The organism is Streptomyces sp. NPDC031132 (assembly GCF_055570595.1).
The window spans coordinates 24,531-48,893 of sequence record NZ_JBVIGX010000007.1; the positions used below are offsets into that span (position 1 = coordinate 24,531).

The window sequence follows — 24,363 nt, forward strand, 5'->3', positions numbered from 1 at the left end:
GGCCGGTTGCCCCGTACAAGACGTACTGGGACGACGCACGCGCCGTTGACCACCTCTCCGGCCACGGGTTTCCCGTGGCCGGAGAGCCCCGGTGTCCTGCTCGGGTCGCTGTTCGGCCTAGTGAACCGGCTCGACCCCGTCGTCTCCGCCCTGCTCCTCGTCGGGGAAGTCTCCGACGAGGCCGCAGGGCTGATCGGCGGGATGCAGACCACTGGCAGAGGTCCCACCCGTACCTGAACGAACGTGATCCGGACAGTCGGCGCAGGCGCCGTACCGGGAGGAGTTCCTCATGGCCAAGGCAGTGGGCATCGAGCTGGGCACCACCAACTCGGTGATCGCCGTGTGGGAGGGCGGAGAGCCGTCCGTCGTGCCCAACAGCGAGGGCAACCGCACGACACCGTCCGTGGTGGCCTTCACCGACACCGGGGAACGTCTGGTGGGACAGCTGGCCCGGCGCCAGGCGATCCTCAACCCCAAGGGCACCATCTACTCGGCTAAGCGGTTCATCGGCCGGCATTTCGACGAGATCTCCGACGAGGCCAGGGCGGTGGCGTACGACGTCGTCGAGGGCGACGGCGGAGCGGCCCGCTTCAAGGTGCGCGACAAGCTGTACGCCCCTGAGGAGATCAGCGCGCAGGTGCTGCGCAAACTCACGGACGACGCCTCCAAGCAGCTGGGGGAGCGGGTCACGGAGGCGGTCATCACGGTGCCCGCCTACTTCAACGACGCCCAGCGCACCGCCACCAAGGACGCCGGACGGATCGCCGGCCTGGAGGTGCTGCGGATCATCAACGAGCCGACGGCGGCCGCCCTCGCGTACGGCGTGGACAAGAAGGAGCACGAGACCGTCCTCGTCTTCGACCTGGGCGGTGGCACCTTCGACGTGAGCATCCTCGACGTCGGCGACGGCGTGGTGGAGGTGCGCTCCACCGCCGGCGACAGCCACCTGGGCGGCGACGACTTCGACCGGCGTCTGGTGGATCACCTCGCGGACGACTTCCAGAAGGAGAACGGCATCGACCTGCGCCAGGACGCGCAGGCGCTGCAGCGTTTGTTCGAGGCGGCGGAGAAGGCCAAGACCGAGCTGAGTTCGGTGACGCAGACGCAGGTCAGCCTGCCGTTCATCACCGCCGACGCCTCCGGGCCCAAGCACCTCACCGACTCGATCATGCGATCCACGTTCGAGCAGATCACCGGCGACCTTGTGGAGCGCTGCCTGGGACCGGTCCAGCAGGCCATCGCCGACGCCAAGGTCGGCGAGAGCGACATCGACGAGGTCATCCTCGTCGGCGGGTCCACCCGCATCCCCGCAGTCCAGACCCTGGTCCGCCGGCTGACCGGCGGCAAGGAACCCAACATGAGCGTCAACCCCGATGAGGTCGTGGCCCTGGGGGCCGCGATCCAGGCAGGGGTGCTCAAGGGCGAGGTCAAGGACGTCCTGCTGCTCGACGTGACCCCCCTGTCGCTGGGCGTGGAGACACGCGGCGGAGTGATGACGAAGATCATCGAGCGGAACACCACCATTCCGGTGCGCCGCAGCGAGACCTTCTCCACCGCCGAGGACAACCAGCCGGCCGTCGATGTGGTGGTCCTCCAGGGCGAACGCGAGCTGGCCGCCGACAACCGGGTGCTGGGCCGGTTCCAGCTCACCGACATCCGGCCGGCGCCGCGGGGCGAAGCGCAGATCGAGGTCACCTTCGACATCGACGCCAACGGCATCCTCGAGGTCAAGGCCCGTGACCGGGACACCGGCAAGGAACAGGGCATCACCATCAGCGAGAGCTCCAACCTGGACCGCGGTGAGGTCGAACGCATGGTCCAGGAGGCCGAAAGCAACCAGGGCCAGGACAAGGCACTCCGCGAGGCCGTCGACGCCCGCAACGAACTCGACGCCGTCGCGTACCAGGTCGAGAAGCGTCTCGCCGAACTGGGCGACGCGGCGCCCGCGCACGAGAAGGCACGCGGCGAGATGCTCGTGTCGGACGCCCGGGCGGCGGTCAAGGAAGAGGCGGGCGTGGAACGCGTGCGGCCCCTGACCTCCGAACTCCAGCAGGTGCTCGCCGGGCTGGCAGCCCATCAGGGCGCCGCCGCCGCGGGCGGAGGTCCCGGTCAGGACGCCGCCACCGGCGGTCCCATGAGTGGCGGTGGCGGTGACGATGATGTCATCGACGCCGAGTTCGACAAGGGTTGAGGCGCGCCATGCCCACCTACCCCCAGGAACCCGACCGGGCCGCGCCGGATCCGGTCGAACCGGTCCCGGAAGGCGCCGGACCCCCGCCTCGCGGGGATCTGCCCCAACCGGGCCCGCCCCGGCCCGAAGCGGCGGACGGCGAACCGGGACCCGATGCCGCCGGCCCCGCACCTGCCGAGGACGAGTACACGACCGCGATCCGGGAACTGGAGGACCGTTGGCGGCGCGCACTCGCCGACCTCGACAACCTTCGCAAGCGTCACGCCAGGGAACTGGAGCGCGAACGGACGGTGGAGCGGGCTCGCACGGCGGCCGCCTTCCTGCCCGTCCTCGACAACCTCGAACTGGCCCTGACCCACGCGGGCGCCGATCCGGGGGCGATCGTGGAGGGCATCCTGGCCGTACGCGACCAAGCGGTGAACGTCCTCGAACTGCTCGGCTACCCGCGGCACGCGGAGACCGGCGTCCCCTTCGACCCGGCCCGGCACGAGGTGGTCGGCGTCGTCCAGGACCCGGACGCCGCACCGGGCACGGTGGTCGAGGTACTGCGCCCCGGCTACGGGGACGGCGAGCGGCAGCTCAGGCCCGCCGCCGTAACCGTCGCCAAGCGGGAGTGACCGGTCATGGCGCGGGACTACTACGAGGCGCTCGGGGTGTCGAGGTCCGCGAGCCAGGACGAGATCCAGCAGGCATATCGCAAACTCGCCCGCAGGCACCATCCCGACGTCAACAAGGACCCCGGGGCGGAAGAACGCTTCAAGGACCTCAACGAGGCGTACAGCGTCCTGTCCGATCCCAAGACCCGAGCCCGCTACGACCGCTTCGGCGAGGACTTCCGCAAGATCCCCGAGGACTTCGACGAACGGGCCGCGGCCGGAGCGGGCGGCGGCTTCCGCGGTCGCACGACCGCAGGCGGCGGCGGTCCTCGTGTCCGCTACACCGGCTTCGGCGACGACCTCGGAGCGGAGGGCATCGACATCGAGGACCTGCTCGGATCCATGTTCGGAGCCGGCGCCGCCCGAGGGAGCGTCCCCGGAGCGGACCAGGAGGCCGAACTGGCGCTCACCGTCGAGGAGGCGTACCGAGGCGGCCGCCGCACCGTCACGCTCGCCGGCCCCACCGGCCAGCCGCGGCGGTACGAGGTCGACGTGCCGCCGGGCGTCACCGACGGGCAGCGCATCCGGCTGGCGGGTGAGGGCGGCCGGGGCAGTGGTGACGCCGCCGCGGGCGACCTGTACCTGCGCGTGCGCATCCAGCCCCACCCCCGGTTCCGGCTGGACGGCCGCGACGTGCACGTCCAGGTACCGGTGGCCCCCTGGGAGGCGGCCCTGGGTGCGACCGTACCGGTGCCCACCCCCGGCGGCGGCACGGCCAAGGTCACGGTGCCCGCCGGCTCGTCCAGCGGCCGGCGGCTGCGGCTGCGCGGCGAGGGCATGCCGAACCCGCGCGGCGCGGACGGAGACCTGTACGCCGAACTCCGCATCGTGGTGCCACCCACCCTCGGCGACCGGGAGCGCGAACTGTTCGCGGAGCTCGCCGCCGCCTCCTCGTACGACCCCAGGAGGGCGTGATGAACGAACCACCCGCGGGAGCGTCAGGCCCCGGCCGGGCCGGCATGGGCAACCGTCCGGTACGAACGGGCGCCGACCTCACCGCGTCGACGGCCGTCCGGTACGCGCTCGTGCCCGCCCCCAGGCTCTCCCTCGACGCGGTGGCCCGTCGCTCGGGCCTCCACCCCGATCTGATCCGTCGGTTCGTCGCCCTCGGCCTGATCGACGCCGAACGCGACGCCGCGGGGCACCTGGTGTTCGACCCCGCGGCCCCGGCGGTACTCGCCCGCATCCAGCGGCTGCGCACCGGACTCTGCCTCAACTACGCATCAATCGGCCTGGTGCTCGACCTGCTCGACCGCATCAGCCTGCTCGAAGCCGCCCTGCGCGGCCGCGGCACGAGGAGTGAAACACCCCCATGGACATGAACCGTCTCACCCAGAAGTCCCAGGAAGCACTCCAGGAGGCCCAGACCGCGGCCGGCCGTATGGGGCACACCGAGGTCGACGGGGAACACCTGCTGCTCGCACTCCTCGATCAGGAGGACGGTCTGATCCCGCGGTTGCTGGAGCAGGCCGGCAAGGAGCCGAAGGGACTGCGCGAGGCCGTGCGCGAGGAACTCTCCCGTCGCCCGAAGGTCACCGGCCCCGGCGCGGCACCCGGCCAGGTCTTCGTCACCCAGCGCCTCGCCCAGCTGCTCGACGCCGCCGAGCGAGAGGCCAAACGCCTCAAGGACGAGTACGTGTCCGTGGAACACCTCCTGCTCGCCCTGGCCGAGGAGAGCTCTTCGACCGCCGCCGGGCGACTGCTCAAACAGGCCGGCATTACCCGGGACTCGTTCCTGAGCGCGCTCACCCAGGTCCGCGGCAACCAGCGCGTCACTTCCGCCAACCCCGAAGTGGCCTACGAGGCCCTGGAGAAGTACGGCCGCGACCTCGTCGTCGAGGCTCGGTCCGGGCGGCTGGACCCGGTCATCGGCCGTGACGCGGAGATCCGCCGCGTCACCCAGATCCTCAGCCGCAAGACCAAGAACAACCCCGTACTCATCGGCGACCCCGGCGTCGGCAAGACCGCCATCGTCGAGGGCCTGGCCCAGCGCATCGTCCGCGGCGATGTTCCTGAGGGCCTGCGCGACAGGACGGTGTTCGCCCTGGACATGGGCTCCTTGGTCGCCGGCGCCAAGTACCGCGGCGAGTTCGAGGAACGTCTGAAGGCCGTACTGTCCGAGGTGAAGGCCGCCGAAGGGCGGATCCTGCTCTTCGTCGACGAACTCCACACCGTCGTCGGCGCAGGCGCCGCCGAAGGAGCCATGGACGCGGGCAACATGCTCAAGCCGATGCTGGCCCGAGGCGAACTCCACATGGTCGGCGCCACCACCCTCGACGAGTACCGCAAGCACATTGAAAAGGACGCCGCCCTCGAACGCCGCTTCCAGCAGGTCCTGGTCGAGGAGCCCAGCGTGGAGGACACCATCTCCATCCTGCGCGGACTGCGCGAACGCCTCGAGGTCTTCCACGGCGTGAAGATCCAGGACACCGCGCTGGTCTCCGCGGCCACCCTCAGTCACCGTTACATCACCGATCGGTTCCTGCCCGACAAGGCCATCGACCTCGTCGACGAGGCGTGCGCCAGGCTGCGTACCGAGATCGACTCGATGCCCGCCGAACTCGACGAGATCACGCGCCGCGTCACGCGGCTGGAGATCGAGGATGCCGCCCTGTCCAAGGAGACCGACCCCGCCAGCAAAACACGCCTGGAGGAGCTCCGCAGGGAACTGGCCGACCTGCGCGCCGAGGCCGACTCCAAGCACGCTCAGTGGGAGGCCGAACGGCAGGCGATCCGCCGCGTGCAGGAACTGCGCCAGGAACTGGAACAGGTCCGCCACGAGGCCGAGGAGGCCGAACGCGCCTACGACCTCAACCGCGCCGCCGAACTGCGCTACGGCCGCGTCCGCGACCTGGAGCGCCGACTCGCCGCGGAGGAGGAGCAACTGGCCGCCAAACAAGGGCGGAACCGGCTGCTGCGCGAGGTCGTCACCGAGGAGGAGATCGCCGAGATCGTCGCCGCCTGGACCGGCGTCCCCGTCGCCCGCCTCCAGGAGGGCGAACGCGAGAAGCTGCTGCGCCTCGACGAGATCCTGCGCGAGCGCGTCATCGGTCAGGACGAGGCCGTCAAGCTCGTCACCGACGCCATCATCCGTGCCCGCTCCGGCATCCGCGACCCTCGTCGCCCCATCGGCTCGTTCATCTTCCTCGGCCCCACCGGCGTCGGGAAGACCGAGCTGGCCAAGACCCTCGCCCGGACCCTGTTCGACTCCGAGGAGAACATGGTCCGCCTCGACATGAGCGAGTACCAGGAGCGGCACACCGTCAGCCGGCTCATGGGCGCACCGCCCGGATACGTCGGCTACGAGGAGGGCGGCCAGCTCACCGAGGCCGTGCGCCGCAAGCCGTACTCGGTCGTCCTGTTCGACGAGATCGAGAAGGCGCACACCGATGTCTTCAACACGTTGCTGCAGATCCTCGACGACGGTCGCATCACCGACGCTCAGGGCCGTACCGTCGACTTCCGCAACACCGTGATCATCATGACGTCCAACATCGGCTCCGAGCACCTGCTCGACGGCGCCACCGCCGAGGGTGAGATCAAGCCCGACGCCCGCGCCCTGGTGATGGGCGATTTGCGTGGGCACTTTCGCCCGGAGTTCCTCAACCGCGTCGACGACATCGTGCTGTTCAAGCCGCTCGGTGAGCGGCAGATCGAGCGGATCGTGGAGTTGCAGTTCGACGAGCTGCGGCGGAGGCTCGCCGAGCGCCGCATCACCGTCGAACTGTCCGACGTTGCGCGGGAGATGATCGCCCACCAGGGCTACGACCCGGTGTACGGGGCCCGGCCGCTGCGGCGCTACATCTCCCACGAGGTCGAGACGCTGGTCGGGCGGGCCCTGCTGCGCGGCGACGTCCAGGACGGTGCGACGGTGCGCGTCGACGCCGAGCACGGAGAGCTGGTGGTCACCTACGACCAGCAGGAGGGTGACCGGGAAGCGAGGGCGGCGTGAACACCACCCGGACGACGACGGTGACCTGCCCGAACTGCGGGCGCGCCAACCGGATTCCCGTGGCTGCCGAGGGACGGCCCAAGTGCGGTCACTGCAAGCAGGCCCTGCCCTGGGTCGTCGACGCGGGCGAAGACGACTTCATCGAGGTCGCTGACAACGCAACGGTGCCCGTCGTCGTCGACCTCTGGGCCACCTGGTGCGGTCCCTGCCGCATGGTCAGCCCAGCCCTCGAACAGGTCGCCCGGGACCTCGCCGGACAGATCAAGCTCGTCAAGGTCGACGTCGACCAGAACCCACGGCTCAGTCGGCGGTTCGAGGTGCAGGCGGTGCCGACCCTGCTGGTCCTGGACCGGGGCGAGACGGTCGCCCGACAGGCCGGCGCGGCACCCGCGCACGTCTTGCGCTCGTGGGTCGAGCAGGCGATGGCGGGCCGGCAGACCACTGCGGGAGGGTGAGACGTCGGCGCTGAGGAAGATCGTCGCCCGCGGCCGATCAGGCCCATTTACGGAAGGAACCCTCATGGCCACGATTGTCGACCCGCACCTGGCGATGGTGCGCCCAGTGACGCCGCGTACCCCGGAGGGCTGCGAGGAGTGCCTCAGGGAGCATTCGCCGTGGCTGCACCTGCGCCTCTGTCTCACCTGTGGGCACGTCGGCTGCTGCGACTCCTCCCCCCTCAAGCACGCCAGACGGCATGCGGGGAGCGTCGGTCACCCCGTCGTGCAGTCCTTCGAGCCGGGAGAGGACTGGCGCTGGTGCTACGTTCACGAGGCCCTGGTCTGATGAGCACGGCCGAGCACGAGAAGGGTGCGGTCCGCGAGACACCTGACCGGTACGGGGCGTTCCCCCGCCTCACGCCGGAGCAGCTCGAGGACCTGACCGCGCACGGTGAGCGCCGCAGGACCGCCGAGGGCGAGGTGCTGTACCGCGAGGGCGAGCCGTTCCGGGAGTTCCTCGCGATCCTCAGTGGGACCGTCGAAATCCTCCACGACCAGGGCGGCCCCGACGAGCGGACGGTGGCGGTCCACGGACCCGGCAGGTTCCTGGGCGAACTCGGACTGCTGGAAGGCCAGGCGGCGTTCAACACCGCCGTGGTGCGCGAGGCCGGCGAGATCCTGGCCGTACCGGTGGAACGGCAACGCGCCCTGGTCGGCAGCGATCCCGTCCTCGGCGACCTGATCCTCCGCGCGTATCTGGGCCGCAGGTACCTGCTCATCGGCCTCGGCGCCGGATTCCGGATCCTGGGGTCGTGCTACTCGCGGGACACCCTGCGGCTGCGCGAGTTCGCGGCCCGCAACCGGCTGCCCCACCGGTGGGTGGACCTGGAGAGGGACAAGGAGGCCGAGGCGCTGCTGCGCCGGTTCTCCATCCGTCCCGAGGAGACGCCGGTGGTCCTCTGGCAGGGGGAGCGGCTCCTGCGCAATCCGAGCAACGCCGAACTCGCCCGGCTCATCGGTCTGCCCGCCCCCTCGCCCGAGAACGAACGGTGCGACGTCATGGTGGTCGGTGCGGGCCCCGCGGGACTCGCCGCCGCCGTGTACGGCGCCTCCGACGGCCTCACCACGGTCACCGTCGACGCCGTGGCCACCGGAGGCCAGGCCGCGACCTCGTCCCGCATCGAGAACTACCTCGGCTTCCCGTCCGGCATCTCCGGGGGCGAACTCATCGAACGCGCGGTGCTCCAGGCCCACAAGTTCGGCGCCCGCCTGATGGTGCCGGCGGAGGTCAGCGCGCTCACCCCGCAGGACGATGAGTACATCGTCACGTTCACAGACGGCTCCCGGGCTCGGGCCGGCGCCGTGGTGCTCGCCTCGGGCGTGCGGTACCGCAGGCTCGAAGTGCCCGGCATCGACCGCCTGGAAGGCATCAGCGTCTACTACGCGGCGACGGTCCACGAGGCCGGCCTCTGCCGCGCCGACCCGGTCGCCGTGGTCGGCGGCGGGAACTCCGCCGGACAAGCGGCGCTGTTCCTCGCCCAGCACGCGTCCGAGGTCCACCTCCTCGTCCGGGGCAGCGACCTCAACGCGGACATGTCGCGCTACCTGGTGGACCAGGTGGAGCAGCACCCCAAGATCGAGGTGCTGCTCCACACCGAAGTACGGGGCGTCGCCGGCAAGGAGAAGCTGGAGTCGCTGACGGTGGAGGACAACGCAAGCCATGAGCGCCGTGAGCTGCAGGCCGCGGCGCTGTTCGTGTTCATCGGCGCCCGGCCGCGCACGGAATGGCTGGGGGGCGTGCTGGCCCTGAACGAGAGGGGCTTCGTCCTCACCGGCGCCGACGCCGGGGCGGTGGCCGATACGAACCGGTGGGCCTCACTGGGCCGCGATCCGATGCTGCTGGAGACCACCCTGCCCGGGGTCTTCGCCGCCGGCGACGTCAGGAGCGGCTCGGTGAAACGGGTGGCCTCGGCGACCGGTGAAGGCGCCATGGCGATCCGCCTCGTGCACGAGCACCGGGAAAGGAGGGGAAACCTGGTCACCGCCGACTCCGAAGGACGTCGGCCGGTAGCGGGCAGGTCCGTGCCCTCGCGCTGACCTTGTCCCTGTCGGACCCCACAGGTGGCCCAACCCGTAAGAACAGCGTGTCACCACGGCTTCGCCTTCACCCCGGGGCATCCTGTGAACCCCTGCAATCGCGGAGGGCAGCCGAGGAGGATGGTCCGGTCGTGCGGGTGTCGTCGCGGGGCGTTACGGTCGTAGCTCTCCTGGCGGATCCGGACGCGCCCACGGACATCGCTCAGCGCATCGCCCGGATACTTCCTGATCGGCTCGCCGAAAAGGCGGGCCAGGGGCGTCGGTTCGACGTCAAGGTGGTCAGTGAGCCATTCACCTCAGGGTCCGAGGACCCGCCTACTTTGATGCGCCGGATCATGGACCGCGGAAGTGCGGAGAACTGGGACATCGTGGTGGCCCTCACCGACCTTCCGCTGCACTCACACGGGCGCAAGATCGTAGTCGATCTGAGCCACGAACACGGCTTGGCGCTGCTGTCCCTTCCTTCCCTGGGGGGCTTGCGGCTGCAGACGAGGGCTCGGCGGGCGGTGGAAGAAGCCGTGCTCGGCTTGGTGGATCCGCAGGCCACCGGGGCTGAGGGGCTTCCGCCGAGTCAGCCGCTTCTGGGTCCTTTTGCCGGTCGGCTCGCGCCTGTCCATCAGGGCCAGGTCGGTGACGAGGAGACTGCCGATCTTCGATACGTCGTCAGCGGGCCGCGCGGCTACCTGCGGGTGCTCGTCGGTATGGTCCGCGCCAACCGGCCCTGGCGGTTGGTATCGGGCTTGTCGAAAGCCCTGGCGGCCGCCCTCGCCACGGGGGCCATCGCCACCCTGGACTCCACCACCTGGAGCCTCTCTGGGGCCCTCAGCGCGCCACGCCTCGTGATCGCCATGGTCGGGTCCGTCGGGCTCATGATCGGCTGGCTGATCGTGGACGGGGAGCTGTGGCATCGATCGACAGAGGGCTCGCCGGAGGCGAGGCAGAGGGCGCGGCTCTACAACACCTCGACGGTCCTCACCGTCGGTATCGGGGCGCTCGTCTGCTACGTGGGTTTGATGGTCATCAACTTGGTGTGGGCGCTGTTCATCCTCAACGACCGGGTGTTCGCTTCCATGACAGGAACCCCGCTGCACGCCACGGAGTACTTGACGTTGTCCTGGTTCGTCGCTTCGGTCGCCACGGTGGCCGGCGCGCTGGGATCAGGCTTGGAGAGCGACGAGGCGATCCGCGCAGCCGCCTATTCCACGCGCGAAAAGGAACGTCGCCACATGCTCCAAGGCGACCACGGTGACCAGCTGGTGACCTGAGTCGGAGATGCGTCGCTGGTTGGTGATCGCCCGGGCCCGACGACATCGCCGGTCGATCGGCGCCCCCGAAGGCCACGAGGACCCCCGCCTCACCCTCAACGTTCTCGGCGGCGTGGCCGGCACAACCTGGTAGCGGGGTCGGGCTAGGCTCCTGCCCGTGACGTGGCTGCGGGCCCTCCGGGAAGTCGTGCGATCCGGGCTCACGATCGAGGAGGCGCGACTTGAGCCCCTGCTCGCGCTGCGCACAGCCGTGGGGGTGGCGCTCGTCATCGGGCCGGCGCTGTGGCTGGCCTCCCCGGCGTACGCCGCGTCAGCCGCCCTCGGCGCCTACTCCGCGGGCGCAGCCACGTTCCAGCGCACCTGGCGTCCCCGCAAAGTCATCGCGCTCGGCGCGGGCGTAGGTCTGGCACTCGGCACCTTCCTGGGGTATCTGGCCGCGGGGCGACTCGCGACGTTCCTCCCACTGCTGGCCGTATGGGCCTTTGCCGCAGGGATGGCGTGGGCCGTCGGATCGACCGCCGGGATCGTCGCGGCGACGACGGTCGGCAGCATGCTGGTGACCGTCACCCTGCCCACGAGCGTCGGGCGGGCTCTGGAGCACGCCGGGATCATCGCGCTCGGGGGCGTGGCGCAGGCCCTGCTGATCCTGCTGTTCCCGATCCGCCGTTGGGCGGCGCATCGTGACGCGCTCGCCGATGCCCTGGCCGCCGTGGCGGACTACGCCCGCCGGCTGCGGCACGACCCGACCGCCCCGTTCGACCCGGAACCGTTGATGACGGCCCGGGACGCGGCCGCCGTGACGCCGTCGCAGGCCCGCACCCGTCCCTCCGTCCTGCACGGCCCCCGGGGACTCGCCGAGCGCATTCGGCCGGTCGTCGCCGCACTCGCCGACCCGGACGTCGGCGCCCCGCCGGAGGGACCCGGGCGGGACCGGGCAAGGGAGTTGCTCGACGCGGCCGCCGAGGTCCTGGATGCGGCCGCCCGTTCGATCCGCCGCGGCACTCCCGCCGAGGTGTCGCCCGGAAGCACGGACGCCCTGTGCGTCGACGAGGAGCACGAGGTGCTGGAGGGCCCCGCGCGGCAGGCCGCCGAGCGGCTCGTTGAACTGCTCGGCGAGGCCTTGGAGATCGCCCGGTGCGGCACGCCCGGGAGGACGCCCGCGCCGCCCGTCCCGGCGGACGCCCAGGTCCTGGTGCGCCCGACCATGTTCCGGCTGGTCCCGGTCGTGGTCCGGGCGGTCCGACGTGAGCTCCGCCGGGACTCGCCCGTGTTCCGGCACGCCGTCCGCCTGGCGGCGGTGGCCACGCTCGGCTACCTGATCGCCGCCCGGCTACCGGTGGGCCACGGCTACTGGGTGCCCATCACCTCGGTGATGGTGTTGCGGCCGGACTTCCACCAGACGTACGCGCGGGCGGTGGCCCGTCTCGCCGGGACCCTGGCGGGGGTCGCGCTCGCCACCGGGATGGTGCGGGCCCTGGGCCCGGACGCCCAGGTGTTCGGCCTGCTGGCGGTGGTCTCGGCGGGCCTGTCGTTCATGCTGAACCGTACCGGCTACGCCTACTCCCAGTGCTTCACTGCCGCATACGTCGTCTTCCTGCTCGGCATGGGCGGCCAGGCGTGGGAGCAGACGGTCCCGGAGCGGGTGGTGCTCACCCTGCTCGGCGGGGCCCTCGCGATGCTGGCGTACGTGGTGTTCCCCGCATGGGAGACACCCCGGCTGCCGGGCCGGCTTGCGGACTGGCTCGCCGCCGAGGGCCGTTACGCGGCCGCGGTGCTCCGCAGCTACGCCGAACCGACCCGCGAACATCACGGCGACCTGCGCAGGGCACTGCTGGCGAGCAGGGAGGCACATGCCGCCTGGCAGGAGGCGTACGACCGGGCAAGGCAGGAACCGGTCCGCCCCAGGGGCCTGACGTCGCGCGAGGCGGAGGAGGCGCAGGAGGCGCTCAAGGGGTTCGACCGGGCGGCGATGCTCATGGAGAGCCACGTCCCGCGGGACGACAGCCGTCCCGTCCCCGAGGCGCAACGGTTCGCCGAGGCCCTGGAGGCGGACACCGCGCAGGCGGCGGTCGACGTGCGCGAGCACAGGAATCCGGACTGGGCGCGCGTGGAGGAGGCGCTCCACGCGTGGGAGGGCGCCGCCGGCGGGGACGGGAGCCCGGTGGTGCGGCGCGGGGCGGAAATGCAGAAGCGGGCCTTGGAGGACCTCGCGACGGCCGTGAGCCGTACACCCCTGGAACGGGACGTCGGCTCCGCCCGCGAGGAGCAACGGGTACGGGCGGCCGCGGCGGCGGAAGGTGACGGATCAGGACCCGCCCACCGGGGTGGGTGACGGCTCCGGCGACGGAGGAGCGCGCCGCGCCTCCTGGAGCGGGAAGTAGTCTCCCGGCCGCGTCGAGCGACGCCACACGTACGCCGCTGTCGCCATCACGAGGATCAGACCTGCCAGGACGAGCAGTTCGATCCCCTCGACATTCCACCGGAAGGACTTCTCCGCCTCGGCCGTCACGATGAGCACCTTGCGGATGCCGGCAACCAGGCCGACGACGAGGAACGGCTCCGCGTCGAGGGTCTGGTTCCTGATGGTCAAGCGGACGGTGTGGAGCAGCTCGGCCACGATGAACAACACAAGGCTGTTGTCCAGGGCGGACAGAACGACCGCCTCCTCCTCGTACGGCCCCTGGATCGACCTGACGACGTCGTGGACGACCCCGACGGTCAGGATCCCCGCGAGCAGTACGAGGAGCGCCGCGACAATGAGGTGGATGCCGTCCTCGAGGAGTTGCAGGAGGCCCTGTACCCGGCCCCCGCCCTCGGTCTTCGGGAGGCGTATGGCCGCAACGGTCACAGTGCCGTAGAAGACATGGGCCCGCTTGTCGAACCTCGTGGCAACCGGCCGGTTGGTCTTCAACTTTCCGATCAGCCGCTCCACTTCGTTCCTGCCAACGTATCGGTCATTCTCGAAGCTGGTGGGCCGGCCGCCTCGGCTTCCACGGTGCAAGCGATTGGCCTGCTGATTCCTCGGCTCAGGGATGGTGTGCTTGGTCTGTCGGCGCCGCAGGTAGCGGCGGTTGCGCCGAGAGCTGTAGGCACGATCGCCGCTGAGGTGGTCCGGGCGGGTGCGCGGGTGCCCGCCCTTCGGCCGCTGCCTCACCGATCGCGCGCAGTTGGCCGGGGGTGAGTTCCAGGGCGAGCGCGCCGGCGTTCTCGTCGAGGTGGGTGCGGCGGCGCATGCCGGGCAGGGGACGACGGTGCCGGGCTGGGCCGGCAGCCACGCGAGGGCGAGCTGGGCGGGGGTGCGGCCGAGGTCGGCGGCGCGTTCGCGTACGCGGGAGACGAGGCGGAGGTTGGCCGGGAGGTTCTCCGCGCCGAAGCGGGGCTGGTCGCGGCGGATGTCGTCGGCGGCCAGGGAGTCGGGGGATGTCAGGGCGCCGGTGAGGAGGCCACAGCCGAGGGGCGAGTACGCCACGCGTGCGACACCGAGTGCGCGGGTGGTGGGGAGGATCTCCCGCTCCAGGCCGCGGGTCCACGGCGAGTACTCGCTCTGCAGCGCGGAGACCGGGGCCGTGGCACAGGCGTGGCGCCGGGCTGCGGCGCTGACCTCGGACAGGCCGATGTGGCGCCTTGCCCTCGGTGACCAGTTCGGCCGTGGCGCCGATCGTGTCCTCGATCGGCACGGCGGGGCCACGCCGGTGCAGGGAGAGGTTCCGGCAGTGTCCACGTCACAGGCCGTGCCTTCCACCCAGCCCGCCCGTCGGCAAACCGCGTGCGCGTACGCACCCGACTACCGGCCCGACCACGGCAGGTCAGCGCACTGCAACACCTCGCCGCGGGCTGTGTGCTGAGCCCCCCGGCGCACGTCCAGGCAGCGCAGCCGGACACCGGGCTGCCCCGGATCCCGTGTCGTACGGTCTGATGTCGCGGCCGCCCACCGCCCGCCCCAACGGATCTCACCGAACCCGGCGGCGGCGCCGGTACGGCCGAAAGATCTGAACCAATACCGGGAATCAGGCCGCGACGAGCTCCTGCTCGCGGTCCGGCATCTTGACCTTGGGCTTCTTGTTCGGCAGCGAAAGCCGGAAGACCTTGCGCCACGCGGAGAACACCTGCTTGGGCAGCGGCCCGGTGACGTACTCCAGCTCGTACTTTTCGAACAGTGCGCGCACCTTCACCGCGACCTCGGCGTACCGGTTGCTCGGCAGGTCGGGGAACAGGTGGTGCTCGATCTGGTGCGACAGGTTGCCGGTCATGAAGTGCATGGCCCTGCTGCCGCTGATGTTCGCCGAGCCCATCATCTGGCGCAGGTACCACTGGCCGCGCGTCTCGCCCTGGATCGACCGGCGCTGGAAGACCTGCACGCCCTCGGGGAAGTGCCCGCACATGATCACCGAGTGGGACCAGATGTTGCGGACCAGGTTCGCGGTGAACGTGGCGGCGAGCGTGGGGAGGAACGACGGACCCGACAGCAGCGGGTGGATCACGTAGTCCTTGAGCACCTGCTTGCGGATCTTGCGGCCCACGGCCTTGGCCCGCGCGCGGAACTCCGGGCTCTTGCGGCGGCTCTTGTGCAGGTTCCTGCCGAGCTCCAGGTCGTACGCCGCGATGCCGTACTCGAAGAAACAGGCGTTGAGGAAGTTCCACAGCGGCTGGCCGAGGTGGAACGGGTGCCACTTCTGGTCCTCGTCGACGCGCATGATGCCGTAGCCGAGGTCGTTGTCCTTGCCGATCACGTTGGTGTACGTGTGGTGCAGCTCGTTGTGCGAGTGCTTCCACTGCTCGGACGGCGAGACGTGATCCCACTCCCAAGTGGTGGAGTGGATCTTCGGGTCCCGCATCCAGTCCCACTGGCCGTGCAGGATGTTGTGGCCGATCTCCATGTTGTCCATGATCTTCGCCACGGACAGCCCGGCGGTGCCGATCAGCCACGCGGGCGGGAAGATCGAGAACAGCAGCACGCCCCTGCTGACCAGCTCGAGCTTGCGCTGCGCCGAGATGACCTTACGGATGTAGGCGGCGTCCTTCTCTCCGCGGCCGGCGATCACCCCGTCGCGGATCGCGTCCAGCTCGCGGCCGAGCTCCTCGATCTGCTCCGCGGTCAGGTGGGCGGTGGGGTCGATGGCGGTCAAGGTGCTCCTACCGTTCGATGTCGCAGGGGCCCGCCGCGGCGGACACACAGGTCTGGATGAGGACGCCCGGCTCGGCCTCGGTGATCTCGCCGGTGCGCAGGTCGCGGACGGCGCCCGCCTTGAGCGGCGTGACGCAGCCGAAGCAGATGCCCATGCGGCACCCGGACGGCATGAGCACGCCGGCCTCCTCGCCGACGTCCAACAACGGCGTGGCGCCGTCCGCGTCGACGGTCTTGCCGGTGGCGCTGAACGTGACCTCGCCACCGTCACCGGCGACGACGATGCTGGGGCGGAAGCGTTCGGTGTGCAAGCGCTCTTGGACGCCGTGTTCGCTCCAGAGCTCTTCGGCGGCGTCGAGCAGGCCCGCGGGCCCGCAGGCCCAGGTCTCGCGCTCGGCCCAGTCGGGCACGAGTTCGTCGAGACGGGCGATGTCGAGCATGCCGTCCGTGTCGGTGTGCACCTCGGTGAGCCGCAGCTTCCCGTCCGCGACCAGGTCGTGCAGGTCGTTGCGGAAGATCACGTCGTGCGGCTTCGGTGCGGAGTGGACCATGACGACGTCGTCGAACTCGGTGTCGCGCAGCATGCCCATCACCGGCGTGATGCCGCTGCCGGCCGTCAGGTAGAGCACCTTGGCGGGCCTGGCCTCCGGCAGCACGAAGTCACCGGTTGCCTGGTCGAGCTGGATCAGGGTGCCCGGTTTCGCCCTGCGGACCAGGTGGTTGCTGACCTTGCCGTCCGGGATCGCCTTCACGGTGATCGCGATGCGGCCGTCCCGGCGGTCCGTCGGTGAGGTGACCGAGTAGGCACGCCACAGGCGCACCCCGTCGACGTCGACCCCGATCCGCACGTACTGACCGGCCGTGTGGCCGCGCCAGCCCCGTCCCGGCCTGATCACGATGGTCGCGGCGTCGCCTGTCTCGGGGTGCACGGCCTCGATGCGCCCCCGCAGGTCGGCGCCGGCACGCAGCGGGCTGACCAGGTCGAGGTAGTCAGACGGCAGCAGCGGCGTCGTGACCATCTCCAGCAGTTTCCACGCCCTACTGCGGAGGGCTGCACTCGTCATGACTCCAGCTTGATGTGCCTCAAGGCGTAAAGTCCTGACCGCAGGACGTAAATCTGGTCGGCTGAATTGTTCACAGGGAATAAACCATGAGCGATCCACTACGGAGAGTCACCGAACTGGCTCTGGATGAGACGACGGTCACCGCACTTCGGGCCACGCTGAGAACCACCGCCGACGAGGTCGTCCAGGCGATCATCGACGAGGTCCCTCCCTACGCCAACGCCCTTTCGGGTCGCATGGGCGCCACCATCCGCCGAGCTGTCCGCACCGCCCTGGGGCACTACCTGGACCGCGCGAGCGGGAACGCCACAGGCGGCGACGCCGGTGACGCAGCCTACGAGCTGGGCCGCGGCGAGGTGCGCGACGGCCGTTCGATGGACGCCCTGCTGAGTGCCTACCGCGTCGGCGCCCGCGTGGCCTGGCGATGCCTGGCAGCGGGTGCCGTACCCGCAGGTCTGCCCGCCGCCGAGGTCGCCAAGTTCGCCGAGCTGACCTTCGCCTACATCGACGAGCTCTCCGCCGCGAGCGCCGCAGGCCACGCCGACGAACTGGCCGCCCGGGGCCGGGACCGCGAGCGCCACCTGGAACACCTGGCCCGCGACCTCCTCGCCGGCGAGAGCCCGGACGTGCTGCTGGCCTCTGTTCAACGGGCGGGGTGGCAGCCTCCGGTTTCGCTGACCGCGGTCCTGCTGCCCGCAGCACAGGCCCGGCCCGCCTACCGCGTGCTCGACCCGAGCACCCTCGTCCTCGACGATCTGCCGGACGCCACCGGTGTGCTGCTCGTCCCCGATGCCGACCGATCACATCTCTTGCGGCAGCTCACCGACCGCACCGCCGTGGTCGGCCCGGCCCGGCCATGGACTCGTGCGTCCGCCTCGTACGCACGAGCCGCACGCGCGCGCTCCCTCTCCTCCGATATCCGCGACACCGAGGACCACCTGCCCGAGCTGGTGCTGAGCGCCGACGTGGACGCGTTCGCAGACCTGCGTGCCCGAGCCCTCGCACCGTTGCGGACCTTGCCCGTCGCGACCGCACGGCGGCTGGAGGAGACGTTGCGGGCGTGGCTGCTGCACCAGGGCAGGCGGGACGAGGCGGCGGCGGCGTTGTTCGTCCATCCCCAGACCGTCCGGTACCGGATGTCGCAGCTGCGGGAGCTGTTTCCGGATCTCGCATCGCCACACCGGGTCCTTGAACTGACGCTCGCAGTCGGTCTTCGGGCCGACTGACGCGTACTTCGACCGTCCACGACCCCGTCCGCGAGCGATCCAGTATGGCCTGTGTATGCAATCGACGCTGAGAATACGGTCCGCTCGGGCCCTGTGCGACCGGGGCTGGGCCACCCTCGACGTGCACCGCATCGAGTGGTGGGCCATGGCCGGGAACACCGGCTCGCGTGCCGTCGCCGAGAAACTCGGCTTCAGATCGTGACCGGGCCGTGGGCGGTGGCGAACTCGACCGAGACCAGGCCCGGTTCCTCATCCTCGACCCAGGTGACGTCGATCTGGTCGAGGGGGTGGTCGGCCGGTTCGCCGAGGAATTCGGCGATGGAGGCGGCGTCGCCGGCGATGGAGACCCCGTGGATGGTGGTGGAGGTGCGCGGGTCGGCGCTCGGGCGCTCCTCTATGGGGACCAGCCACTGAAGGAAATAGGGAAGCTGCGGATCCTCCAGCAGTTCCAGCAGGCCGATCTGCTTCCACCTCAGGTCGAACCCGTCGGGGCGGACACGGTGGCCCTCGGCCGAGGTGCGGCCGAGGCGGGCCTCGACCGGGGCGATGTCGTCGACGGAGACCACCCAACCGAGCCAGCCGCCGCCCTCGGCGGCGCGGCGCGCGACCGCCCGGCCGAAAGGTGCGCGGTCGGCGGCGGGGTGGTCGAGTGTGGTGACGACCTCGACGTAGGTGCCGCCACTCAGCGGGAGAATGAAATTGCGGGTGCCGAATCGCGGGTGCACGCCCCCGTCGACGAACCCGGCGCCGAGGGCCGATCCGATCCACTGGACGGTCGAGACGAAGCTGTCGCGGGCCACCGCATAGGACACGTGATCAAGTCGCACTACGCCATCATCACCCGACAACCCGTACAAATCCCGACGCCACGCCCGCCGCCCCGGCCGCGTTCGCGTGGATTCAGCCGTGGAGCGGATCGATTCCAGCCGTACCCACTCTTGATCCGGCCTGGGTGACTTGCCGCGTCCGGGTGGCCCCGGGACAGTGACGGACGAGCGGGTCGACGCGGTGGTCACCAGCACGCCGGAATCCACACCCGTCTTCCCCGTCAGGCAAGCACGCCGAGCCTCCGGTGCTGGTCCTCTCCCGCAACGGCGATCCGACATTCGAGGACCGCGGGCACGACGACGAGTTGCAGCGTGGGACTCGTCTCGCCCTTGGCAGGCCGTCCATCAACCGGTTACCTCGGGCTGATTGTGACCTCGTAAAGGGCTCCGGCCCCGGCGCGGGTGCGTACGGAGACTGTCTGGCCGTGGCCGGCCCAACTTGCCCTGTCGCCCCGGACGTCGACGCGGTAGCCGCTCGGGTACGCCTCCTTGGGCACGGTGATCTGGGTGGCCCCTCCGGCGTCGTCGCGGGTGCGGAAGGTGAGCGTGTAGGTGCGGGTGGCCGGGGCGTACGCGAAGCCGAGCGGGTCGCCCGCGACGGCTCGCGCGTACGGCTGGACGAGCAGCCGGGCGCCCGGCTTCACGGCGCCCGCCTGGTCGAGGAAGCAGTAGCCCCCGCCGCGGCACCACTGCCACCACGTCCAGCCGCTGGAGAAGCGGTCCAGGGAGGCCGTCATGTCGGTGACGAACCGGCTCCCGTGCGGGACGTACGGGTTGCCGCCCCACTCACCGACGATCACCGGCATGCGGTTCCGGGCCGGGTAGTCGCTGATGGCAGCCTCGTAGGCGGGGATGAAGGTGCCCTCGGGGTCGTAGTCTGCGCCGGTTTCCATCGCGGTCTCGTAGAAGTGCGGCGCGTACGCGGCGTGCGGGTCGTCGATGGGGCCCATCCGGGTCGGGACGCCGAGACCGACGATGACGGTGGGCTCGACGAACACCCACGACGAGCGGTCGACCAGGCGGACCGCCCGGGCAAGGCGGTTCCACAGCTCCGTGAGCTCGGTGGCCTCGAAGCGGGCCGCGGCGGCGGGGAGGTCCTCGCCTTCGAGGAACTTGGCGAACGGCTCGTTCATCAGGTCGTAGCCGAGCAGCGCCGGATGCCTGCCGAGGGCGGAGGCGACCGTCATCCACATGCGGGCGTGGGCCGCGCGGAGGTCCGAGTCCTTGTACAGGTGGTCGAACGCGGTCTGCACGGAGGGCTCGAAGTACTGGGAGAACCAGTCGTCGGGGATCGGCGTGAACGGCAGTCCCTCGTCGCGGGTGGCCCAGTCGGGGACGCCGCGGGAGCCGAAGTGAGGCCCGTACACGTCCTGGTGGGCGTCGAGGACGACCTTGATGTCGTAGCGCTCCGCCCAGTCGAGGATGTGGCGCATCTTCGCGAGGTAGCCGCGGTCGTAGTGGCCCGAGGTGGGCTCGAGGTCGTCCCAGAAGAAGGCGAGGCGCGCGAGGTTGAAGCCCCGGGCGGACATGTCCGCGAGGTCGCTCTCGTGGATGTCGGCGAACGCGTCGGCGCCGCGGCTGCTCTTGTCCGCGAGGTTGAAGCCGCGCCACTGGAGCGCACGGCCTTGGCCGTCGGTGATGAAGGTACGGTCCCCGACCGTGACCCGGTCGGGGACACGGCCGGGCCGGGCCTGGGCCTGCGCGGGCAGGACGCCGAACAGCAGGGCGGCCACGGCGAGGGCGACGGGTGCGACGCGGGAGGTCGGGCGCATGCGGGGGACCCCTTCGAGGGCGACTGCTCGTACGGCGTGCTACTGGGCGGTCGGATGTTACTGGCGAGAAGCCCAAGTTCCCAGGAATCTCTGGAAGTTGGCGGAACTTCCCACCCGGGCCCCACCCCGTCCCTCCCCGGCCCGTGCCCACGGACCTCCTGCCGGCACCGCTCGGGGTCCCGAGCACGGCATCGCCGCACGCGCGGAGCGGACGTATGGAGTCCGGCTCACGGGGCAGGCGGGACGGAGCACGACACGAAGACGCCGACACCATGAAGGAGCTGCGGCATGACCGACGACATGTGGGCCTACCGTTCCGGCATCATCCATCCGACGGGCGAGGACCTGACGGGGTACCGCGTCGAAGCCGTCGACGGCCACATCGGCAAGGTCGACAGGCACTCGAGCGAGGTCTCCGACGCGTACATCGTGGTGGACACCGGGGTGTGGATCTTCGGCAAGGAGGTCCTGCTTCCGGCGGGGACGATCCTCCGCGTGGACAGGGAGAACAAGACGGTCCACCTGGAGCGTACGAAGGACCAGATCAAGGCCGCTCCGGAGTTCCACCGCGACAACCACCTGCGCGACCCGGACTACCGCCAGGAGATCAGCAAGTACTACGCAGGATGAGCCCGGGGTACACCGCGCGCGGTGACCGGCGCCACGCTCGGGGTGGTGGGCGGCTCGGCCCGCGCACGGACGACCGGTCGCCTTCGGGTTCGGCCCCGGCCCCGTGGCAGTCGGCCCTGAACGACGCCGCGGCCCGACTCACCCGGGCGGGTGGTCAGGTGACCAGGCGCAGGGAGGTCTCCGCGATGCCCAGCCGTACGCTCTGTCCCCACGTCAGCTCAAGGGCATCGGCTTCCATCCCGTCCCCGAAGACGACGATCCTGTCCGACTCGACGGTCAGCCGAAGCCCCTGTCCCCGCCCCAGTTCACCCGCGACCCTCGTCGTTCCGGTCACGGGCGAGGGCCAGGCTTCGCGTACGAACCACAGCAGCCGCGCCTCGGAGCGTGCGGGCAGCTCGGTGGTGCTGCCGCGTTCCAGCCACAGCGAGCGCAGCCAGCCGGTGGCGCCCGTGCCGGTGCCCACCAGCACCCCGGAGGACGCCTGGGCCTCGCCGGCGCCGTCCTCCGTGTCCGGGCCCAGGCGGTAGCGGGCCGTCTGGTGGCCGGGCGGGCCCAGGTAGATCTCGTTCAGCGCGAGGAGGCGCTGGGTGTCGTCGGCGACGGCCTCGACCATGGTCAACTCTTCCGTCCGGCTCCCGGCGGCGGTCGCGGCACGCAGCAGGGCGGCCGTGTCGGCGCAGCGGTGACGGACCAGGACGCCCGGGTTGCGCCCCGGGTCGGTGTCGATGCCCACGACCGGCTGCCCGCGCAGGTATTTCGCGGTGTTGGCGACCAGGCCGTCCTGGCCGACGACGACCACCACGTCCTCGGGGGCGAACAGGAAGCGGTCCAGGTCCGCCCGTTCCACCCGCGAGCTGCGCCAGGTGAGCGGCACCGCCGCCGCCACCTCGCGCAACGCCTGTTGCACGAGGTCGTGGCGGCGGACCACCTCGGCGATCGAGCGGCCCCGGCTGGAGAGGAAGAACGCGGCCTGCCCGTGCGTCCCGTGCCGGGCGAGCAGCTCCTCGTACTCGGTCGTGCGGTGCACGAGTACCGCCCGCGGGGCCAGGCTCACGCGCCCGTCCCGCCGTCCGGACGTCCGAGCCGGGTGAGGAGGCCGGTCAGGAGGTCCGGGGAGAGCGTGATGCTCTCGATGCGCGGCAGGTTCTCCGCCAGCCGGGTTGCCGCCATGGCGTGCAGCGTGCCCGCGTCGGCTTCGCCGTGCACGTGCAGCCAGGCGCCCTGGGCCTCGGCGCGCGCCGCGCCGGTCTCGCGCGCCGCTTCGGCTTCCGCGCGGGCCAGGCGGACCTTGCGCGCCGCCTCGGCCTCGGTCCGTACGGCATCGGCCGCGGCCTGCTCCTCGGCCTCACGGCGGGAGTTGATTCCGCGCTGGTCGACCAACTGCTCCTCGCGCCGGGCCAGTTCGATCTGACTGGCCAGCTCGTTCTCCGCGATGGCGCGCTCGCGCTCGACGGCGACGGCCCGGCGTTCGTAGGTGGCCCGGTCCGCCTCCTGCTGGATCTGCTCGCGGGCCGGGGTGCGCAGGGCGCGCTCCACCTCGGCCTCGGGGCGGATCGCCACGACGCGTACGGCCACCACGTCGATGCCGGTGTCGGGGAGTCTGGGCTCGGCGGCAAGACCGTCGGCGACCCGCTGCCGTACGGAGGTGACGCCGTCCACCAGGGCGGCGGCCAGCGGGGTCCGGGCCAGTACGTCCAGCGCGTGCTGCTGTGCCGTCTCGGTGAGGAGGGTGGCGATCTGCTCCAGGGGCGCGCCGCGCCAGCTCCCGGTGTCCGGGTCGACGGAGAAGTCGAGACGGTCCGCCGCCTCGGCCGGTCCGCTGATCCGGTAGGTGACGGTGGCCTGCACGGTGACGTCCTGGAAGTCGGCCGTACGGGCGTGGAACGCCATGGCGAGCTCCCGGTCGTCGACCGGCACTTCGGACAGCGCCGCCGACAGTGACCGGTACCAGAAGCTGAGCCCCCGGCCGTCGTGGACGAGCCGGCCGCGCTTGTGGTGGCGGATGTGAGCGGTGGGCGCGGAGCGCAGATGACGCCATCCAAAGCGCCGGGTGATGTCGGCCATGGCGAACCCCCTTCATTTCGTCAGGGTGACGATAACGAGCAACCGTCCATATCGTCAAGATGACGAGAAAAGGTGGCCGGGCGACCGGGTCGACCACCCGCCCGCGTACCGCCGCGGCGGATGTGGCGGCCTGCCGTGCCGACGCCGGGGGTACTGCCCGCGGTGCGGGGCCGGCGATCAGTGGTGGAGGGGATGCCGGCATGGGTGGCGAAGCCCGTCACGGTCCTGGAGGGCGACGTGGCCCCGTGCAGATCCGTTCCGAGGGGTTCGGCCTGCCGGGCCGCGGCTGCGCGGCCGGCGAACCGGCGGCCTCAGGTGCGGTGCGCGTAGAGGTCCCGGAGCAGGGAGACCTCCGCGCAGTGGTGGATCATCTCGCGGTTGATGTGCAGGACGAGCGTCGCCATCGGCTCCTGTGCGTACGCCCCCTCGGCCCCGCCGCACGGTCGCGCCAGCCCTTCGGCCCCCAGACCGCGTACCCCGTCGGTCCACCGCGCGTACGCCTCGTCGAGCCGCTCCAACGCCTCGGCCGCGGTGGCCGGATACGCGTAGGTCATGTAGTCCACGGGCGGCCCGCCGAAGTGGGACGCGCTGCGTGCCCCGAGCACGCCGACGAGGACGTGCCCGAGGCGCCAGGCGATCGTCGTGACGGGCGCGGGTACCGGTTCCGGATACGCCCAGTCGATGGTGAAGCCACCGGAACCGCCTTGGACGGGGGCCGTCCCCTGGCCGCGCGGGCGCACCGACCAGCAGTCCGGTACGGGCTCCCAGAAGTACTCGTCGTCGGTAAGACCGTCCAGACGGGCGCGCAGCTGGTGCTGCCAGTGCCAGTCGAGCTGCTCGGCCAGGAGCGTGTTCCAGTCCGGTGCCAGTGCCATGGGACCCACGCTAGGCCGGGCCCGCACCGGCCGCCCGCAGGCTCGGCCGGGGTGGGCCCGCCCCACCCCCCGACTCCTGCCGGCCGTGGGCGGCGCGGGGTTCGTGTCGACATGGCCCAGGAGCGGGCCCCGCTGTCGCTGAGGGCGCGGTGGGTGCGCCCCTACCGGAATCGCGCTGCCTT

General features: G+C 71.0%; 23 protein-coding genes and 2 pseudogenes. 14 read left to right on the forward strand and 11 right to left on the reverse strand.

Annotation, left to right across the window (positions count from 1 at the left end):
• Positions 1-45: 45 nt before the first annotated feature.
• The 11 genes from ACZ49B_RS12485 to ACZ49B_RS12535 all read left to right on the forward strand — a co-directional run bounded on the left by ACZ49B_RS12485 (position 46) and on the right by ACZ49B_RS12535 (position 12,930).
• On the forward strand, positions 46-237 hold the full coding sequence (locus ACZ49B_RS12485) for a hypothetical protein (RefSeq protein WP_468304050.1): 192 nt from the start codon (positions 46-48) through the stop codon (positions 235-237).
• 52 nt (positions 238-289) lie between these two features.
• Positions 290-2,191 carry a molecular chaperone DnaK gene (gene dnaK / locus ACZ49B_RS12490; RefSeq protein WP_468304053.1) on the forward strand — a complete coding sequence of 634 codons (1,902 nt, stop codon included), beginning with the start codon at positions 290-292 and terminating at the stop codon, positions 2,189-2,191.
• Between the two features lie 8 nt (positions 2,192-2,199).
• On the forward strand, positions 2,200-2,808 hold the full coding sequence (locus ACZ49B_RS12495) for a nucleotide exchange factor GrpE (protein WP_468304054.1): 609 nt from the start codon (positions 2,200-2,202) through the stop codon (positions 2,806-2,808).
• A 6-nt stretch (positions 2,809-2,814) separates the two neighbouring features.
• Positions 2,815-3,762 carry a DnaJ C-terminal domain-containing protein gene (locus ACZ49B_RS12500; protein WP_468304056.1) on the forward strand — a complete coding sequence of 316 codons (948 nt, stop codon included), beginning with the start codon at positions 2,815-2,817 and terminating at the stop codon, positions 3,760-3,762.
• Positions 3,762-4,169, forward strand: coding sequence for a chaperone modulator CbpM (locus ACZ49B_RS12505; RefSeq protein WP_468304058.1), 408 nt, complete (start codon positions 3,762-3,764; stop codon positions 4,167-4,169). The genes ACZ49B_RS12500 and ACZ49B_RS12505 overlap by 1 nt, the downstream gene beginning before the upstream one ends.
• The gene (clpB, locus tag ACZ49B_RS12510; protein ID WP_468304061.1) at positions 4,160-6,799 is read left to right on the forward strand and encodes an ATP-dependent chaperone ClpB; all 2,640 of its coding nucleotides are present in this window, start codon (positions 4,160-4,162) and stop codon (positions 6,797-6,799) included. Before ACZ49B_RS12505 ends, clpB begins: the two co-directional genes overlap by 10 nt.
• On the forward strand, positions 6,796-7,254 hold the full coding sequence (gene trxA / locus ACZ49B_RS12515) for a thioredoxin (RefSeq protein ID WP_468304064.1): 459 nt from the start codon (positions 6,796-6,798) through the stop codon (positions 7,252-7,254). Before clpB ends, trxA begins: the two co-directional genes overlap by 4 nt.
• A gap of 64 nt (positions 7,255-7,318) precedes the next feature.
• Complete coding sequence (locus ACZ49B_RS12520) at positions 7,319-7,582, forward strand: UBP-type zinc finger domain-containing protein (RefSeq protein WP_189733877.1); 264 nt, start codon at positions 7,319-7,321, stop codon at positions 7,580-7,582.
• Positions 7,582-9,333, forward strand: a complete 1,752-nt coding sequence (locus tag ACZ49B_RS12525; RefSeq protein ID WP_468304068.1) for an FAD-dependent oxidoreductase — start codon at positions 7,582-7,584, stop codon at positions 9,331-9,333. The genes ACZ49B_RS12520 and ACZ49B_RS12525 overlap by 1 nt, the downstream gene beginning before the upstream one ends.
• 131 nt (positions 9,334-9,464) lie before the next feature.
• Positions 9,465-10,598, forward strand: a complete 1,134-nt coding sequence (locus ACZ49B_RS12530; protein ID WP_468304071.1) for a hypothetical protein — start codon at positions 9,465-9,467, stop codon at positions 10,596-10,598.
• 157 nt (positions 10,599-10,755) lie between these two features.
• Entirely contained in the window at positions 10,756-12,930 is a 2,175-nt protein-coding gene (locus ACZ49B_RS12535; RefSeq protein WP_468304074.1) for an FUSC family protein, read from the forward strand.
• Here the strand turns inward: ACZ49B_RS12535 and ACZ49B_RS12540 are convergent.
• The 6 genes and pseudogenes from ACZ49B_RS12540 to ACZ49B_RS12565 all read right to left on the reverse strand — a co-directional run bounded on the left by ACZ49B_RS12540 (position 12,904) and on the right by ACZ49B_RS12565 (position 16,787).
• On the reverse strand, positions 12,904-13,446 hold the full coding sequence (locus ACZ49B_RS12540; protein WP_468304834.1) for a phosphate-starvation-inducible PsiE family protein: 543 nt from the start codon (positions 13,444-13,446) through the stop codon (positions 12,904-12,906). The genes ACZ49B_RS12535 and ACZ49B_RS12540 overlap by 27 nt on opposite strands.
• Positions 13,423-13,743, reverse strand: a pseudogene (locus ACZ49B_RS12545) (transposase family protein); the annotation flags it as partial. The gene ACZ49B_RS12540 and the pseudogene ACZ49B_RS12545, both read right to left, overlap by 24 nt.
• 153 nt (positions 13,744-13,896) lie before the next feature.
• Positions 13,897-14,340: pseudogene (locus ACZ49B_RS12550) on the reverse strand (aldo/keto reductase); the annotation flags it as partial.
• A gap of 42 nt (positions 14,341-14,382) precedes the next feature.
• Entirely contained in the window at positions 14,383-14,547 is a 165-nt protein-coding gene (locus ACZ49B_RS12555; RefSeq protein WP_468304837.1) for a DUF6207 family protein, read from the reverse strand.
• A gap of 58 nt (positions 14,548-14,605) precedes the next feature.
• Positions 14,606-15,724, reverse strand: a complete 1,119-nt coding sequence (locus tag ACZ49B_RS12560; protein ID WP_468304077.1) for a fatty acid desaturase family protein — start codon at positions 15,722-15,724, stop codon at positions 14,606-14,608.
• A gap of 7 nt (positions 15,725-15,731) precedes the next feature.
• A complete protein-coding gene (locus tag ACZ49B_RS12565) occupies positions 15,732-16,787 on the reverse strand; it encodes a ferredoxin reductase (protein WP_468304080.1) in 1,056 nt (351 codons plus the stop codon).
• Positions 16,788-16,873: 86 nt separating this feature from the next.
• Here ACZ49B_RS12565 and ACZ49B_RS12570 point away from each other — a divergent pair, with 86 nt between their 5' ends.
• Both ACZ49B_RS12570 and ACZ49B_RS12575 read left to right on the forward strand, forming a co-directional pair.
• A complete protein-coding gene (locus ACZ49B_RS12570) occupies positions 16,874-18,013 on the forward strand; it encodes a PucR-like N-terminal domain-containing protein (protein WP_468304083.1) in 1,140 nt (379 codons plus the stop codon).
• 55 nt (positions 18,014-18,068) lie between these two features.
• Positions 18,069-18,215 (forward strand): GNAT family N-acetyltransferase, encoded by a 147-nt coding sequence (locus ACZ49B_RS12575; protein WP_468304085.1) that lies wholly within the window; start codon positions 18,069-18,071, stop codon positions 18,213-18,215.
• Here ACZ49B_RS12575 and ACZ49B_RS12580 read toward each other — a convergent pair.
• The gene (locus ACZ49B_RS12580) at positions 18,205-18,840 is read right to left on the reverse strand and encodes a VOC family protein (RefSeq protein WP_406375847.1); all 636 of its coding nucleotides are present in this window, start codon (positions 18,838-18,840) and stop codon (positions 18,205-18,207) included. The two genes, ACZ49B_RS12575 and ACZ49B_RS12580, sit on opposite strands and share 11 nt — an antisense overlap.
• Positions 18,841-19,193: 353 nt before the next feature.
• A complete protein-coding gene (locus ACZ49B_RS12585) occupies positions 19,194-20,612 on the reverse strand; it encodes a cellulase family glycosylhydrolase (RefSeq protein ID WP_468304089.1) in 1,419 nt (472 codons plus the stop codon).
• A 288-nt stretch (positions 20,613-20,900) separates the two neighbouring features.
• Here ACZ49B_RS12585 and ACZ49B_RS12590 point away from each other — a divergent pair, with 288 nt between their 5' ends.
• Positions 20,901-21,242, forward strand: a complete 342-nt coding sequence (locus ACZ49B_RS12590; RefSeq protein WP_327360613.1) for a PRC-barrel domain containing protein — start codon at positions 20,901-20,903, stop codon at positions 21,240-21,242.
• Positions 21,243-21,396: 154 nt separating this feature from the next.
• Here ACZ49B_RS12590 and ACZ49B_RS12595 read toward each other — a convergent pair whose 3' ends face one another.
• The 3 genes from ACZ49B_RS12595 to ACZ49B_RS12605 all read right to left on the reverse strand — a co-directional run bounded on the left by ACZ49B_RS12595 (position 21,397) and on the right by ACZ49B_RS12605 (position 24,181).
• Positions 21,397-22,296, reverse strand: a complete 900-nt coding sequence (locus tag ACZ49B_RS12595; RefSeq protein ID WP_468304092.1) for a hypothetical protein — start codon at positions 22,294-22,296, stop codon at positions 21,397-21,399.
• Positions 22,293-23,306 carry an SPFH domain-containing protein gene (locus ACZ49B_RS12600; protein WP_468304095.1) on the reverse strand — a complete coding sequence of 338 codons (1,014 nt, stop codon included), beginning with the start codon at positions 23,304-23,306 and terminating at the stop codon, positions 22,293-22,295. Before ACZ49B_RS12600 ends, ACZ49B_RS12595 begins: the two co-directional genes overlap by 4 nt.
• Before the next feature lie 311 nt (positions 23,307-23,617).
• Entirely contained in the window at positions 23,618-24,181 is a 564-nt protein-coding gene (locus ACZ49B_RS12605) for a DinB family protein (RefSeq protein WP_468304098.1), read from the reverse strand.
• Positions 24,182-24,363 lie beyond the last annotated feature (182 nt).

Coding starts and splice junctions, on each gene's coding strand:
- dnaK (WP_468304053.1), top strand. CDS start 290: ATGGCCAAGGCAGTGGGCATCGAGCTGGGCACCACCAACTCGGTGATC.
- ACZ49B_RS12495 (WP_468304054.1), top strand. CDS start 2,200: ATGCCCACCTACCCCCAGGAACCCGACCGGGCCGCGCCGGATCCGGTC.
- ACZ49B_RS12500 (WP_468304056.1), top strand. CDS start 2,815: ATGGCGCGGGACTACTACGAGGCGCTCGGGGTGTCGAGGTCCGCGAGC.
- ACZ49B_RS12505 (WP_468304058.1), top strand. CDS start 3,762: ATGAACGAACCACCCGCGGGAGCGTCAGGCCCCGGCCGGGCCGGCATG.
- clpB (WP_468304061.1), top strand. CDS start 4,160: ATGGACATGAACCGTCTCACCCAGAAGTCCCAGGAAGCACTCCAGGAG.
- ACZ49B_RS12520 (WP_189733877.1), top strand. CDS start 7,319: ATGGCCACGATTGTCGACCCGCACCTGGCGATGGTGCGCCCAGTGACG.
- ACZ49B_RS12525 (WP_468304068.1), top strand. CDS start 7,582: ATGAGCACGGCCGAGCACGAGAAGGGTGCGGTCCGCGAGACACCTGAC.
- ACZ49B_RS12565 (WP_468304080.1), bottom strand. CDS start 16,787: ATGACGAGTGCAGCCCTCCGCAGTAGGGCGTGGAAACTGCTGGAGATG.
- ACZ49B_RS12570 (WP_468304083.1), top strand. CDS start 16,874: ATGAGCGATCCACTACGGAGAGTCACCGAACTGGCTCTGGATGAGACG.
- ACZ49B_RS12575 (WP_468304085.1), top strand. CDS start 18,069: ATGCAATCGACGCTGAGAATACGGTCCGCTCGGGCCCTGTGCGACCGG.
- ACZ49B_RS12585 (WP_468304089.1), bottom strand. CDS start 20,612: ATGCGCCCGACCTCCCGCGTCGCACCCGTCGCCCTCGCCGTGGCCGCC.
- ACZ49B_RS12590 (WP_327360613.1), top strand. CDS start 20,901: ATGACCGACGACATGTGGGCCTACCGTTCCGGCATCATCCATCCGACG.
- ACZ49B_RS12600 (WP_468304095.1), bottom strand. CDS start 23,306: ATGGCCGACATCACCCGGCGCTTTGGATGGCGTCATCTGCGCTCCGCG.
- ACZ49B_RS12605 (WP_468304098.1), bottom strand. CDS start 24,181: ATGGCACTGGCACCGGACTGGAACACGCTCCTGGCCGAGCAGCTCGAC.